The organism is Shimia sp. (genome assembly GCF_049116215.1).
Taxonomy (GTDB): Bacteria; Pseudomonadota; Alphaproteobacteria; order Rhodobacterales; family Rhodobacteraceae; genus Shimia.
Window position 1 is genome coordinate 1 of the sequence record NZ_JAGDZB010000004.1, and the last position, 14,455, is coordinate 14,455.

The following is a 14,455-nucleotide window of genomic DNA, read 5'->3' on the forward strand; positions in this document are numbered from 1 at the left end:
TGGGCTGTGAGGCGGTTGTGCTTTGAGGCGCTTCTGGTCTGCGCTGTAGTTGGCGATCAAACGGGCGCGAACATCGGGCAGCGACTGGATCGGTTGAGATGTATCAAGTAAGTGATTTGCTCCTTAAAGGTGAGTTTTGAGGGGGCAGTGGGGAACGCAGCGCGAGTGTTGGCCCACGAGCGGACATTCGGGAGATGAGAGGTACGAATTTGTAGCCATAATCCGTAGCTGCGTTCTCCCTGAAGCCAGAAAATTTGAGTCATAACAGGATATTAGAGAGCATGGCCCTCCACCCGGTTGCCTTTGGCTGCAAGGCAGGCCTTCAGGTCGCTACGCTTGATGCGTCAGCCACGGCCCATCTGTGTCGTGGGCAGTGTTCCAGCCGCAATCCAGCGGCGCACCGTCTTGCAGTGGACGCGCAGAAGCGCGACGATCTCATTGACGCTCAGGTAGGTTGCGTCATCCGGCATAGGAAGCTTAGCCATGCTGCATGTCCTCCGTTGTGGAGGCGCATCCGTCAGTGCAGCGCGTTGCAATGGCGTCACGCGCGGCTTGGCGGGCCAGAAGGCGCACCAAGTCGATCAACGCGGTGGGAATTGAGGGAAAGGTTTGCTCCGTCGGAGCGTTGAGTACGGTCGTCATCAGACAGTTCCTTTAAGAGGAACCGCGCATGACAATGATCTCTTTTGTGGCTTGCTACATCAGCAACTCAAACGACAAAACACCGCCTCAGAAGTGGGCTGCGATCATTGCCATTGAGTGCTCGCTGATCAGTCTAAAAGGCCTCCGCATGCTCCCGCGGCCCGGCGCGTCGGCCTGTGGCGATTGTGAAATCAATCTAGGTGGGCTGAGAAAAACGTCAAGAGGGGAAAAGGAATTGAAAGCTACACTGGGGGCAAATTTTGCAAGCTACATGTGTGGCTGATTTGGTGTAAAGATTATAACAACATATTAATTTTTAACTAGAATTGTGCGTTGAGGGAGCCGCTGATATCAGTTTGCCCGTGGCGTCGAGAATGTCGGCTGGCTCCTCTCTCTGACAAGACTGGTGTCTCTCGTTCTCAACTCGGCGCCACATCCCCGCAAACGTGTTCCCAGTATAGCACAACTTTATCGTGGTTTTGATTGGGGGCGCCGAGTTAGCTGGTCAGTCCCAACCAGATTTGATTGCATCTTCAAGGGTCACTGTGAACTGGCGAATGGATTCGGTTGGGTGGTCTCCCGTCCGCATCAATACCTTTTTAAAGGTGCGCCGTTCGCCAAACTCTTTGTGGCCGTGCACAAAAAAGCCCTTGGCGGGTTGCTCCCGAGCTGCCCGCACCATCGCGTGTTGCTTGAGTTTAAGGTCACGTATCGCTTCGTCATGCAGTTTACGATTGCCACAGTGGCCACGAATGCTTGCGGGACGTTGGTAGGGGCGGGAAATCTGATTTAGAATATTGACCGCCTGTGCATGGAGGTGCGTGGGCATAAAGCCGGTGATGTGAAGGAAGGCTGCACGATCGCGAATAACATCGCGAATACGTTCCCCCGGCAGCATGAGATGAGCAAAATCTCCATAGAGCTTACCGCGGTCGATTGGTATCGGACGTTTACGAGGCGGCAGGACGGCGATCCCATGAAGTGAATTATCATTTGAAATCATGGGTGTAGTGCCTTTCTATTTGGAGGTCCATACAAATTACACACCTGTTGGAGTGCGTCCATAGAGCAATGAGGCTTATATGTCGTGAGATTAAAAGTCTCATTGCAGCACCTACAATCCCATGGATGTCAGAGAGAGAATTGGCTGGAACCTGCGCCGCTTGCGTAAGGCGAAAGGTGTGACGCAAGAAGACTTCGCAAACGACAGCGGGTTCGATCAGGGCTATATCAGCGGCGTCGAGCGTGGTGTGCGAAATCCGTCAGCGCAGGTTCTTGAACGGATTGCAGATGCGCTTGGAGCGGATGTGGTGGAGTTGTTTGATGCTGAGGCGGCTCAACGGACGGCAAAGCAAAGGTAGTATGGGCGGACAGCTTCCGTTCTCTGCATTCGCGAAGGCACAGCTTCTCCGCGGCCAAAGCGGCCATTTAAACCCAATCAGTGCGGACCTTCTTGCTGCACTGAGCATAAAGGTCAGAAATGCGCAGTTTGTGAACTTTGCAAAGTACTGTGAGCGAAATCGACTATGGGTCGCAACCGGCCCAAAGCCGACGTTGGCTGAAGGTTTCGTCGCTGCGCTGCAGCCTGTCATTTTGGCCTTTCGCTGCGTTTACATGGTTTCTTTTAGAAGAAAGGCAGTCGTGCGGACAAGATGCCAATTGCGGCGGAGTAGGTGCCGGTTAGCGGGTTGGGCAACACCAATCATCCCCTTCCATCAGATGAAGTTCATCATGCGGGTGACCCAGAACAGCACTTCGGCCAGGGCTGCAATGGCACCGGCCTCTTCCGTGATGATCATGACAGTGCCGGACGCGCCCAATTGGAGCGCTTCTTGTGGCACGTCATCTGGGACATCGACTTTGATAATGAACCGGGAGCCGCCACTGATTTCACGTAAGGACGGCAGGCCGTTTCTTGGCGCAAAGGCGCCTTCCGCGCTGCCAAGAGGAATGGCAGAAATTGGGGCGGCAAACTGCTGGCCGGGGAGCGTGCGCAGAGCAATGCGGACCGTGTCGCCGACATGGACGTTGCCGCGACTGGATTGAGGCAGGGTGGCCACAAGGGCGCGGTCACTTTGGGAGGCGAAGCTGATCGCGCCATTGACAGGAGACACCCTGTCGCCAACCCGCAGATCGAGCGCGGTGACTTCTCCATCGGAGGGGGCGCGGACCACGGTTTGGGCCAGAGCCCATTCAGCCTTGGCAAGTTTGCCGCGCGCGTCGACCACGCCGACGTCTGTTTGATCAATCTGGGCGGCGATGCGGCGCTCCAAGCTGGCCCTGCGGGCCTGTGCGCCGCGGATGGCGGCAGAGAGCTGGTCAATTGTGGTGACGGCTTCTTGCATCTGGAAGCCGGTGGAAGCGCCACGTTCCTCAAGCCGGACAATGTCATCGCGCCGTTGGATACCAAACGCCAACTGGGCTTCCAGCCCTTCGATTTCCGAGGTCACAGCGATGAGGTCGGTTGTCAGTTGATCGGCTGTCGCCTTGGCGGTTTCCAAACCGGCCTGCGCTATTGCGAGGTCAGCCTCTTGTGGCGCCGCGTCAATGGTGAAGAACACATCGCCTTTGGCCACCGGCGTGTTGGGCGTGACGTCAACGCTTGTGACGGTGCCGCCGATGTTGGGTTTGATTTCCACAACCGCCCCTTGCACGGAGATCGGGCCAGTGGGTGTGGTGTGATTGAGTAAGCCAATTACGACCAAGGCAATGACAAGCGCAATAAAGTAGGTCACCCCTTTGGTAACCGCGTTCCACGGCAGCAACCGGAACTTCGAAAAAATCAACCAGATCAAGCCAAAATAGGCGCCAAGTACAATCAGCACAGTTGCTGTCCTTTGATGGGGCGAACGTCGTCCCTACTTTGGGGAAAGGCGGCGCTAAAATCCAGCGCCGCCTTGATGGGATTAGAATTTACCCATCTCTTTTAGGATTGCGCGGTTCTTCTCGCGATGACGCCAAGCCGCGCCCATACTGTTTTTGAGTGCTTCAGGCATCATATCCATGGGCACAACCAGATCGTCGTCGACGGGCCAGAAGGGGAGCAACTCTGGATGATAGCCTTCAGGGTAATACAGCTCTGGATCCAACTCCGTGGCACGCACTTCCGCATTTTGAATGTCTTCACGCGCTTGCGGTGGCAAAGGAACAACCAGTTGCTCGTTGGTGAAGTCAAACTGTGGCGCACGCACGTTGGGGAACTCAGGCAGGATGCCTTCGCGTACCCAGATTTGATCCTTGGTGACGTTCACAACAATTCCGTCTGGTGCGCCAAAGTGGAACGGGCCTTTCCAATGCTCGCGGATCTCAGCAACCGACTCTTCGAGCAGATACTTGTCGTAGCTCATATGGGTGGTCATGAAGAGACGTGGTTGAATGAGGTTGGCAATGTAGCCGGCTGCGTAAGTTGGGGTGTGGTGCGTATCGATGGTGTAACGCGCCAGGAAAGGTGGCACACCCTGTACGCCGGAGTTGATTTCCACAACTTCCTGCTGTTGTTCCGTGATGTAGACATCACAGCCCTTTGCGTAATCGACATCCAACAAGTTGGGGCGGCCATCACCTGTCCAGACGAAGCAAAGGTCATTCCAATCCAGACGGTACGCTGTGGCGCCGTCTTTCGCGTGGCTGCGCTGCCAGTGGCGCACGGTCACGCCGTTCTTCTCGTAAATGATGCCGCCGTTGTCCGCAAAATCGAACTCGTTGACCTCGATGTCCCAACCTGTACCGGTTGGAAAGACGCTAAAGGCATCGCGGTGCCAGGCGGTCATCATCTTCATGCCCTCGACCATAGCCGCGGTGCCGTATTCTGGCGTGCGACCTGATGGGCCGTGGATGCGTAGGGGTTCGTGCCAGCCACCGTTCCAAGTGCGGAACATCCACAGATAGGGCAAGGCACCAAAGTGGTCGACGTGCAGGTGGGTGAGGAACACATCTGTCAGTTCATTAAGAGCAATTCGCGCGGCTTGATAGTTGGCTACCGAACCTTCGCCAATGTCGAAGATGAAGTTGTCGCCATTGCCAAGCTCCACAAACACCGAAGTGTTCATTTGCCCCGGACGCAGCAGCGGGGCCGTACCCATAAAGGTTATACGCATTTCTTCTGGCTGAACTTCTTCGGTTCCCGGGAACCAGTTGGCGGCGCTCTGAAGCCATGGCTGTGGGGAAATGCCCTCAAACATTAGGCCTTCCTTCCAACGGCCGTTGGGCACACCGCCAAGCAATGCGCTTTGAATGTCCTCTGGCGAGGATGGTTCTGCAGGTTCAGGGATTTGTTGTGCACTGGCCCAGCCTGTCAGAGACAGGGAGGTGAGGGCCGCCACACTTAAGGCTTTTATTGTTTTCATTTTTTCCTCCTGGAGAGATTTGGAAACATTTTCCGTTCGCTGACGGGAAATTGCGGACTACTTGAATTGCTCCACGCCGGTTGCGGTCATGGTGTAGCTGCTCACGACGTCGCGCTGTCCGTCGGAGTAGATGACTTGTTCGATCTGCGTTTCCGCTTCCAGCGCACCTATGATCCAGACGGGATCGTACATGCCACGCAGCGGGTAGCCTTCGGGGAAGCGCACATGAATGAGTTGGTTTGCCGCCGGTGGCGGGGTGTGCACACAGGCGCCAACGGTGGGCACCAGCAGGAACTCGACGGCCAATGCACCGTCCATTTCCAGCGGCAGAATGTAGCCAGGCATGCGAACAGTTTGCGCGAGTATCTCGGTGTTTGGCGCGCTGATTTTGCGGGTGTGCTCCGCCATCATTCGTTCGCGCTCTGCAAAGAGCCAATCCGGATCGAGACCACCGGCTTCCAGGCGGCGGCGGATTTCCAGGGCTTGCGATTTGGCAAAGTCATTGGCGGTTGCGGCCTCTTTCACCTCGATGCGATAGAGCCTTACAAGATCGTTTTTCTGGCGGAAATTGAGTGTCTCAAATGGGTTGGTGCCAATGGTGACGGTGGGAACCAGATCGGCCCAGCCCAGACTGCGAGGCTCTGCGGCCAAGCTGTTTCCGACTTGGGAAACGCCCAAGCCGATAGCGAGGGCGAAGGTCAGCCCCAGCCGTCGCCACGGTTTGGGAAAAATGGTTTCTCGCGTCATTATTTGGACTCCTTGGCGCGTTGGCAGAGGCGGGCGAGCTCATCGGCGACCTCGCGCCGGATGCGGGTCCACTCGGCACGTTCGGCGTCGCTGATGTCGGGGGCGTTTTGGTTTTGGCAGGCGACTTCGTAGTCGGCATATGCCTCGCTCAAAGTGGTGTTGTCAGGGAGGGCGGCACGTATCGAGACCGCAAGATGTGGGAGATCTTCTTCGAGGTTGGACATTGACTCTGCACCACCGGCTAATACCATCTGAACACTCATAACGTGCGCCGAATTGGGTGCCCGGCATAAGTGAGTCACTGTGAGCTTGGGGTGAGTTGGGTGTGAGCCAGTTGGAAAAAACAAATTCAGAACAGGACTTTAGTGCCGAATTTGAGGCGTTGATCAAAAATGCGTTGCAGCGCGTGTTGGTCAGCTCCGGTTTTAATGGTTCCCCCCGTCTACAAGACTTTCTGAAGTATATTGTCAGCGAAACGCTGGAGGGGCGCGGCGCGGATATCCGTGGTAAGTCGGTGGCCGTTGATGTCTATGGGCGTAAGCTTGAAAAAGATGCCGGACTTAACCTGGTCAGCGTGGAGGCGCGTCGGTTGCGCCGGCTTCTGGCGGAGTACAATGCGGGCGAAGGCAAAGATGCGTCGGTGCATATCATCGTTGACCCCGGCGGCTATCATCCTCGATTTGAAGTGGCCACGCCGCCCTCGGCGGGGGCTGCGAGTGAGGAAATGCCGCCAAGCTCGCAGACGCAGGCGCGCCGGCTTCATCCGGCAGCTATGGCGGGCGGGGGCGTGATCGCAGCGCTTGTTGTTTTGGCGGCGGTTCTGTGGCGCCCGCTGCCGGATGCAGTTCTGGCAGCAGAGCCACATGATCCGGCGCGCATGGCATTGCGGGAGTATTCTATGTTGTCGTTGCAGGCCAAGAACATGGCACAGCAGGCCCAGGGCATGTTGTTTCCTGTGTTTGATCTGAAACGTCAGGAGTTAGCGCTTGGCATGTTCCGGCACGCGATTGATCTGGACGCTTCTTTGCCGGATGGACATGCAGGCGAGGCGCAGACGTTGGCGGTGATTGGCCTGTTCTCACCGGATCGCGAAGCGGCAACAGTCGCTCTAAATGAGGCGTTGGAGGCCGCGCAAAAAGCGCTGGACATTGCGCCAACAGATGCCTGGGCAAATGGGGCCATGGCCTTTGCGTTGGCGGCGCGTCAGGAGCCGGCGGATGCGCTTAAACATGCGCGGATTGCATTGGCGCTGGCGCCGGAGGATGGCCATGTTCTGGACTTGGTAGGGATGGCCGCGATTGTGTCAAATGATGCTGAGTTGGCGGCGCAGGCCAGCGACCCAAGCATTGACCGGGAAGGGGCTGGGCGTTTTGGGTCCCGCAACATCTGGGCGGTGTCCCAACTGATGTTGGAAAACTACCCCGAGACGGTGGAAGCTTTTCAGGGGGCAGCTGCTGCTGGCGCGCCTGTTAGCCCGCCGTCGTTGTTGTTCCAAGTTGTAGCGTTTGATCAGATGGCGGAACCTGAAAGGGCCCAGGAGTTGATGATGGAGCTCAATCGCACATGGCCTAGTTTTCCGGCGGCCTTTGTGGTGGATGCGATGTTTGCGGACGGCTCTGACGTGGAGCAAACAGTTTTGAAAACAGTAGGGATATACCACAACTAACTATAGCAACGTTGCTGTGCGCAGTGCGACGTTTCTGGCCGAAGGCTGTGGTGGACAACCGCACAAAAGCAGACACAATCAATTTGGCCGTCTCAATGACCGCTAAGGGGTGAGCGTAGGACTTTGCGCACTACGCTGTCTGCGCATAGCGGATCATTGATCCATTCCGCGGCGAAGGTCAGCTGTCCGCCGAGCGTGTTGACCTGGCATGTCGGCTTTGGGCTGACAGCCGTCATTTGACCACAAAGTTGGAGCGTGATTTCGCTGCAACCACGCCGCCGCGCCGCCGCATGTCCGCTTCGAGCCCTTCTCACGGATGCTGCTCAAGCCACGAACGGCAGCAACGCGCAGAAAGCGGACTTTGCGAAGTTGAAATCTAAACGCCTACTGAGCGGACAAAGCTATCCCTGGCGTCAACTTGTACAATGTCCGCTTTCAACCCAGGGGGGAAACGACACTCAAACGTATTGGCGGACGGTGGAAGTTCGCCGCTGTTCGCGCCGAGGTCTGCCAGGCGACAACGAAAAGCGTCACACAGTTGATCAACGCAATTTTGTAAGTGTCCGCGTTCAATATTATGAAAGTTGCCACTTCAACGGTTTCGGAAACCTGCGGTGCGCGCAGGTTCAAGCCAAATGTTCTAATTGAGTCCCGCCATATGCATTGCGAGGCATCTACTCTACCTTGAAGGACTGTAGAGAAAGCTACAGGTGAAACGATAAGTACAACGATTATCCCTCAAAATCTCTAGGCGACTTGCCAGTCCAACGCTTAAACGCAGTCGAAAACGCCGATTGGTCTGAATACCCGAGAGCAAATGAAATTTCCGACATGCTCATGTCGTCTTGCAAGAAGGTTATAGCTAAATCGTATCTGAGTGTGTCCACAATTTCTCGATAAGTAACGCCACCATCTTTCAACCTACGGCCCAAAGTTCGCTGGCTCATCCCAAGGCTGGCGGCCACCTCATCAGAACTGAGCAACTTACCGGGTAATGCAGCCATAAGGAGGCCCTCAATTCTTGAACGTAACGACGGACTTTTGGAGCTCTCCTTGTTCAGAAGGGTGTTGGCGTAGGCGATCAAATGGTTTCGTAAGCGCGGGTCGTAACTTGGTATTGGCAAGTCCAAAACAGATGTTGGAAGCAGCAACTCGACAGTGTCCATCCCAAAATTCACTGAGGATCCCGCTAGTTTTTGAAACGCGTCTGCAGACTTACGAACATCGTGATCAAACTGAACTAAAAGTGGGAAGAGGTTTGTGCGTGTAACTTCTCTTAACCAACACAGAGACCCGAACACCACAAACTCTGTGTGCCGGTGATACTTGGCGAAGCTGGCGTCTTTCCAGAAGAACTCGATGACGGCAGAATTGCCAGAAATGCGAAGTTTGGCTCCTAGGGCGGGGTTCACAAGATCTTGAAACTGGATGATCGCTTCAATGGCCGACCTGAGGTCCTTCGAGTACTTCCCGATGTAGTCCGTAAGCTCCCCCATGAGCCCCCAGGACAAGCCGGCTTTGGCGCCAAATGTAATATCGCCAAGGGCATCGCAAGCTTTTTGGACAAAAAGGACCTCCTTCTGGTAGTCATAGCTCCCAGAACTGGCATTCACATCTTGCCGCTTCAAGCCCGCTTGGCTCAACACCTCAGAGACCACCGCGCGAGAGGCTCCCGCGCGCTCGAGTTCCGAAATCAGATGGAGCAGCCTTGAGGTTTCAACTTTCATTATGATCAAGTGAAGTCGGTTTCGCGCGGAACAACAAGGCAAATTTTGCTCGAGAGACACAGTATTTACCACGGAATATTGATCGGCATAAGACTGAAACCCTGCCTAAAAACTGGTGTCACGCCCTGTGTTGCCAAAACAGGCCGCGGTCAATCGTCAACAATCTCAGTCGCGAGCTTAGTTCGTACCAATTCTTCTTTGATGAGGGCATAGATCTGTTCCGGCGGGGTTTTTAACGAATAGAGCATCAGCGACGGCGCAATGCCCATCTCTATCAGGAACTGCATCGTTTCACCTTGATTGGTCTGGATATCCTCCACAGCGAACATGACTGGAATATAACGCGGTTGCTCGTAGTAGTGCTGATGCATGCCAATGATCGCACGAAGCGACACAATCCTGTCCTGCCCTCCTGCCAGAATATATGGACAACTCGAAAGGCAGTTCGCGCGTGCAAGTACCGCGGTTGAAAGCTTTTTGCGCCGGATCAGGCGCCCAATGGCTTGAGCCTCGGACACGGACCCGCCCGGACTATGCAGAGCGACCAGATCTGGCTTTCTATCCACACCCGACAGAAAAGCGTCAAAACGGTTGGCATCGCCTTGCTCAATTGCGCCTTCCAAAAGGAGTACTCGCCCGAACGCCTCAGTTTCCTGTTCCGAGAACGTCAACTGGTCGGGAGACACTGCAAAGTCCGACGGCGCAGAAGGATCTTCAATGTGAAGGAGACTAGGTGAGCGTTTGTCCTTCCTATAGTCCCGCGTTTGATCCCCGGGCGTCACCGGGCCAATTTGAGTCACTGGCGGTTCCGTGAAAACGGTTGAAAGTGTGTTGAACACGTTCGTCGCAAGCAGGAGCCCGGCCATCACAAGCTGGACGAAAAGTACAAAACGTATTCCCGTGCTGGGGTCAAAACCTGTAATGTACCGCGTCACGCAATGTCTTTCTGTCCTGAACGTACCTGAATTGCTGCGTCCGCCGCCCCCATCGTCAGTTCAGCATCTTTCATCGCGACCATTGCTGCTTTGAGGTCTGCAAGCGTGAGGGTGTCCTCGATGCTCATGCCGTCCCTTCCGCTACGGATAGCAGTTTGAGTAATTGCGAGAACAAACACCAAAACTGCTGGCAGCAAATCGATTGCAATCGCACCGGCCCAGGAAGGTACAAAATTGTGAGCGTATCGGATGATCGCATCCGCACTAGACACTGGGTTATAGGCGGTCTCTTTTGGAGGCTCCATTTCCAAAACTTCTGTTGCGGCGTCCTTCAACGTTTCGCTTCGTTGGTCCAACGCATTCAAGACAGAGGCAATTGTGCTCGACTGCGCCTCCCGAACCGAGGTGTTCTTACCATCCAAATCCGGGAGCACGACGGAAGCTGGCAAGTCGGCAGCGGCACGGGCAACAAGTGGTGCAACATTGTACTGGTTGAGCTGGGATAAAGCCCCCGCCAACTTAACGCTTTCCTCTGAAAACTCGACGGATCGCCTCTCAACAGGGCCTGGCGCCACTGTCAGTTCGCGCATTCGACCGAGGATCAAGTTTCCGCTCCCAAACGCCTCTTCGATCAACGGTTGTTGTGAATCTATTTGTTCTAGGAGGTTGCCTAGCTCGTCAGATTTCTGGGTCAGCACGCGAAAAACCGCGCCTCTGCCTGCGGTTCCAGATAGCTCCCCAGTGCGTTCCAACTCCGCAAGGTCTTCGAAACTCTGACGAGCTCGTTCGACTTCTCGTCCAAGGGACTGGCCTTTCAATGCGATGTCATGCGCCTGCTCAAGCGCAGTTTGATAATTTCGCACAGTGTTTTCCAAGTGCTGTTCAACCGCCGCAGATCCAGCAAGAGCCGCCGCATTCAACCAGCTGGACATTGCAATTATTGCGGCGGATCCAACTATCGTTGAAACGGTGAGACCTATAAACCCGGCCGCGCTGCGCATCGCAGGAAGGAGCCTAAGCATATAACTCCAGAACACAAAGATACCGACCGACACAGCGATCGAATAAGCGATGGCAGCAAAAAACGAAACGGCGCCATTGTTTTCTAGCAGCGACGAAACCCCAAGAAATGTATAGACACCCGATGCAATCGCCAGCACACCCAGCGCCGCAGGTGTAAATGTATCTAGCCAAGCTAGGTGACCTTCAAGTTCTTTGGCCGTCCGAAGCCCCTTGGCCTCTTCTGCCGTCAACCGACCATTCTTTTCTACCATTGAATTGACCTCCTAATCAGTTCGGGTTGAACCTAGGTTTGAAAACCTGCAGCTGTTTATGGAAAATCGCCCGTCTGTCTCGATGGCGCGCCATGCGATTGCCTTGCCACGACGGGACACACTCCAAAACGTGGGACGTCAGGCTCGTGAATTCGCTTTTTGTCTAGCTTCGTATTGCTCCCACACGTGCATTCGACCTTTCTGTCGGGCATCTGCGAGAAAGAGCTTCTTGCGTGTATCGTCTGTCTCAAGGGACTGGTATATTCTGCCGGAATATCTGGGCCAATCGAGCGCTAAGCCCTGCTTCACCATTTCCGCGGAAAGATCACGACCGTCGGATAAGTAGCATTTGGCAACTGTACGCCCGTAGTGATCCACATCAGTCACTTCCGCACGAATGCTCTGATGCTTGCAGAGTTTGTGCAAAGCCCACTTCGCTTTGATCCCGTAAGGATGGTTCAATTCTGGCGCGTCGATCCCAAAGAGGCGAATTTGAGTGTTTTGGATCCATATGGAGTCACCATCTGTGATCCAAGCGGACCCCATCAGAACGCGCGGTTGAACGGGACGGCTAGCGCTTCGATTATCGCGATGCAAGGCGCGATCTATAGCGCGCGGAACCTCAGATTTTTGCTTTGCATGCGGTGTGTTTTTCCGTTTCGGCCTCACCGGTTTAGGTGCAACCCTTAGGACCGATTGCACCACAAGCTTCAGCATGAAAAACACTGCGACTGCGCCAATAAGTATTTCCATTTTCTCGGTCCCAACGAATTACATCAGTTACGACAGAGACTTGGTGAGCGATGGCAGACGGCGCATTTGATTTGTGGCCAAAAACTTTTGAGCGGTTGCCATGCAGTTGCTTAAGATTCCAGCTTGAGGCGCGAGGTTGCCTTAGGTCGCCATGAAGGTGTCCCTAAGCAACCAAACCTCTTTCGACAGGCAGTTAAACAAGCGCTCTGGGAAAGGATCTTTCGCGCATCACTCGAGTTACCCAGCTAAACACCTGACAGGAAGTCCTAGCCTATCTGGATAAAGCATATAGGGCATTACCTAACCAACTCCGCTGGCCAGTTGCCGATCCTTATACAGGCGTGCCCAGTCAGGGCTACTCACTCTTCGATTTGTCTCTGCATCGACTTCGCACTTAAACCCGTCGGCCGCCCTTTTGGCCCGACCGCAATCACAATACCAGCAGAGACCATCATAGACAGAATACAGCTACGACACGGAAACTACCCTCGCATATCTTGCGTTAGAATACCCGCTTTTTCTAAAGACCAAATCCCAGCCGTTGTTCAGAAGCTGACCGCGCGTGAGTGGGAAAACACGCCGCTCCCCAAGGCCATGGGCATCGTTGTCACGAACCACACTTGCCACAACCTGACGGTCTATGAGGCACTCTCGAAACGCAACAAACTAAGCCGTCGGCAGGCGCGGCTGAAGGTTTCCCAAGACGTGAACGAATGGCCTCTACATGGCGTGAATGGGCACCCTCACAGCCGCTGAGAACGCGCAAGAGTCGCCGCAAGCATTAACCCGCCCCAGGGCAAGCGGAAGCTCAATTCGGTTGACCTCAACGTCCGAAAAGGACCGTTCACAACACAATTTAAAGTCCGCTTCCTGCGCATTGCTACCGTTCGTGCCATGAGCAGCATCAGTCAGAATGGGCTCTTTACGGATTTTGCTGCGCGTCGGCCCAAACTCTGCTTTGGGCTGATAGCGGTCTTTACGCAAATAACGACCAATCGCAGCTTTTGTCCGCAGTGCTGCCGCTCAGGCGCCCCAAATGCTGCATCGTGTACCCAATGTCTGTTTCGGGGAAGCCGACCTGCTGCGCGTCGTCAATGTCCAATGACCGGTAAAGGCCGGTAGCTGACCTAATCACTGTGGGCGGAAAGCTAACTTTCGCTGCGATCAGATCGTACGTCGGCAATCCGAAATCAAAAAAGGAGCGCTGCAACGTAACGTCTAATGGGTTCAAAGGTTGTTCATCATCTTACCGATCCAAAACAGGATTTCGGCGAGTGCGGAAATTGCACCGGCTTCCTCCGTTAGGATCAAAACCGTACCCGATGCGCCCAATTGAACTGCTTCCAGTGAGGCTTCATCCGGGTTATACATCGTGACAGTAAAACGCGAGCCGTCGCCGATTTCGCGAAGAGAAGGTAATCCATTTCTCGGCGCGAAAACGCCTTCCGCGCTGCCAAATGGGATCGCCTTTATGGGAACTTCAAACTCTAAGCCCGGCACAGTGCGTAGCGCACTCTGATTTCATCGCCGACAGCAACGTTGGCGCGGCTTGATTGAGGTAAGGACGCAACAAACGCCCGGTCGTCTTATTTGGCGAAGTTCACCGCGCCCCTTGTCGGCGCCACACGATCACCAACTCTTAGGTTGAGAGCCGTTACCTCTCCGTCAGCTGGTGCCCAGACGATAGTTTGATCCAATGCCCATTGGGCTTTGGCAAGTTGGGCTCTTGCTTCAATGGCACCTATGTCCGTTTCATCAATCTTTGCGGCAATCCTGTGCTCCAAGCTTGCCCTTCTGGCTTCTGTGGCGCGAATTGCTGCGGAAAATTGCTCGATTGTGCTCACTGCTTCCTGCATTTGAAAGCCGGTAGATGCACCACGATCTTCGAGGCGAACGATGTCGTCTCGACGTTGCACACCAAATTCGAGTTGAGCCTCCAAACCCTCAATGTCTGCAGTTGTAGCTTCAAGGTCCAAGATGAGTTGATCTGCGGCTGATTGAGCCGCTGCCAACGCGGCCTTGGCAATCGCCAGATCAGCTTTTTGCGACGTGTCATCAATCGTGAGGAGCACGTCGCCATCGTCAACATCTGTGCTGGGTTCAACGTCAACGTTAGTAACTGTGCCGCCAATGTTAGGTCTGATCTCCCCAACAGCGCCTTGAACCGAAATGGACCCAGAAGGGGGGGGGAGCAAGCCTATAACGACCAAAGCAATGACGATCGCAACTGCATAGACAACACTTTTTGACGTCATATTCCATGGCAGCAATCGGAGCTTAGAAAAGACCAGCCAGATCAGTCCAAAGTAGGCACCTAAAACAATCAGCATGTGTGCTGCCCTCTTAAGCTAATGCCGTCAAAATT

General features: G+C 54.7%; 15 protein-coding genes. 2 read left to right on the forward strand and 13 right to left on the reverse strand.

Annotation, left to right across the window (positions count from 1 at the left end):
* Positions 1 to 344 precede the first annotated feature (344 nt).
* From JXR15_RS13445 to JXR15_RS13455, 3 genes are all read right to left on the reverse strand, one after another.
* A complete protein-coding gene (locus JXR15_RS13445; protein WP_422053729.1) occupies positions 345 to 485 on the reverse strand; it encodes a helix-turn-helix domain-containing protein in 141 nt (46 codons plus the stop codon).
* Positions 478 to 642 carry a hypothetical protein gene (locus tag JXR15_RS13450; RefSeq protein WP_422053730.1) on the reverse strand — a complete coding sequence of 55 codons (165 nt, stop codon included), beginning with the start codon at positions 640 to 642 and terminating at the stop codon, positions 478 to 480. Before JXR15_RS13450 ends, JXR15_RS13445 begins: the two co-directional genes overlap by 8 nt.
* 505 nt (positions 643 to 1,147) lie before the next feature.
* On the reverse strand, positions 1,148 to 1,645 hold the full coding sequence (locus tag JXR15_RS13455) for a hypothetical protein (protein ID WP_422053731.1): 498 nt from the start codon (positions 1,643 to 1,645) through the stop codon (positions 1,148 to 1,150).
* A 121-nt stretch (positions 1,646 to 1,766) separates the two neighbouring features.
* Between JXR15_RS13455 and JXR15_RS13460 the strand changes: the two genes are divergently transcribed.
* Entirely contained in the window at positions 1,767 to 2,003 is a 237-nt protein-coding gene (locus JXR15_RS13460) for a helix-turn-helix domain-containing protein (RefSeq protein ID WP_422053732.1), read from the forward strand.
* 354 nt (positions 2,004 to 2,357) lie between these two features.
* Here the strand turns inward: JXR15_RS13460 and JXR15_RS13465 are convergent, their stop codons facing one another.
* The 4 genes from JXR15_RS13465 to JXR15_RS13480 form a co-directional block, all read right to left on the reverse strand.
* Positions 2,358 to 3,467 carry an HlyD family secretion protein gene (locus JXR15_RS13465; protein ID WP_422053733.1) on the reverse strand — a complete coding sequence of 370 codons (1,110 nt, stop codon included), beginning with the start codon at positions 3,465 to 3,467 and terminating at the stop codon, positions 2,358 to 2,360.
* 81 nt (positions 3,468 to 3,548) lie between these two features.
* Complete coding sequence (gntH, locus tag JXR15_RS13470) at positions 3,549 to 4,988, reverse strand: guanitoxin biosynthesis MBL fold metallo-hydrolase GntH (RefSeq protein WP_422053734.1); 1,440 nt, start codon at positions 4,986 to 4,988, stop codon at positions 3,549 to 3,551.
* Between the two features lie 57 nt (positions 4,989 to 5,045).
* Positions 5,046 to 5,735 (reverse strand): DUF3299 domain-containing protein, encoded by a 690-nt coding sequence (locus tag JXR15_RS13475; protein WP_422053735.1) that lies wholly within the window; start codon positions 5,733 to 5,735, stop codon positions 5,046 to 5,048.
* Positions 5,735 to 5,998, reverse strand: a complete 264-nt coding sequence (locus JXR15_RS13480; protein ID WP_422053736.1) for a hypothetical protein — start codon at positions 5,996 to 5,998, stop codon at positions 5,735 to 5,737. Before JXR15_RS13480 ends, JXR15_RS13475 begins: the two co-directional genes overlap by 1 nt.
* Positions 5,999 to 6,060: 62 nt before the next feature.
* Here JXR15_RS13480 and JXR15_RS13485 point away from each other — a divergent pair, with 62 nt between their 5' ends.
* Positions 6,061 to 7,401, forward strand: a complete 1,341-nt coding sequence (locus tag JXR15_RS13485; protein ID WP_422053737.1) for a hypothetical protein — start codon at positions 6,061 to 6,063, stop codon at positions 7,399 to 7,401.
* Between the two features lie 731 nt (positions 7,402 to 8,132).
* On the opposite strand, the gene JXR15_RS13490 is transcribed toward JXR15_RS13485, so the two are convergent.
* The 6 genes from JXR15_RS13490 to JXR15_RS13515 form a co-directional block, all read right to left on the reverse strand.
* Entirely contained in the window at positions 8,133 to 9,128 is a 996-nt protein-coding gene (locus JXR15_RS13490) for a helix-turn-helix domain-containing protein (RefSeq protein ID WP_422053738.1), read from the reverse strand.
* Positions 9,129 to 9,277: 149 nt separating this feature from the next.
* Positions 9,278 to 10,063 carry a hypothetical protein gene (locus JXR15_RS13495; RefSeq protein WP_422053739.1) on the reverse strand — a complete coding sequence of 262 codons (786 nt, stop codon included), beginning with the start codon at positions 10,061 to 10,063 and terminating at the stop codon, positions 9,278 to 9,280.
* Entirely contained in the window at positions 10,060 to 11,337 is a 1,278-nt protein-coding gene (locus JXR15_RS13500; RefSeq protein ID WP_422053740.1) for a hypothetical protein, read from the reverse strand. Before JXR15_RS13500 ends, JXR15_RS13495 begins: the two co-directional genes overlap by 4 nt.
* Positions 11,338 to 11,475: 138 nt before the next feature.
* Positions 11,476 to 12,090: a thermonuclease family protein gene (locus JXR15_RS13505; protein ID WP_422053741.1), complete on the reverse strand. Its 615-nt coding sequence runs from the start codon at positions 12,088 to 12,090 to the stop codon at positions 11,476 to 11,478.
* A gap of 1,227 nt (positions 12,091 to 13,317) precedes the next feature.
* Positions 13,318 to 13,590 (reverse strand): hypothetical protein, encoded by a 273-nt coding sequence (locus JXR15_RS13510; protein ID WP_422053742.1) that lies wholly within the window; start codon positions 13,588 to 13,590, stop codon positions 13,318 to 13,320.
* 86 nt (positions 13,591 to 13,676) lie between these two features.
* Positions 13,677 to 14,420, reverse strand: coding sequence for an HlyD family secretion protein (locus JXR15_RS13515; RefSeq protein WP_422053743.1), 744 nt, complete (start codon positions 14,418 to 14,420; stop codon positions 13,677 to 13,679).
* Between the last annotated feature and the right edge of the window lie 35 nt (positions 14,421 to 14,455).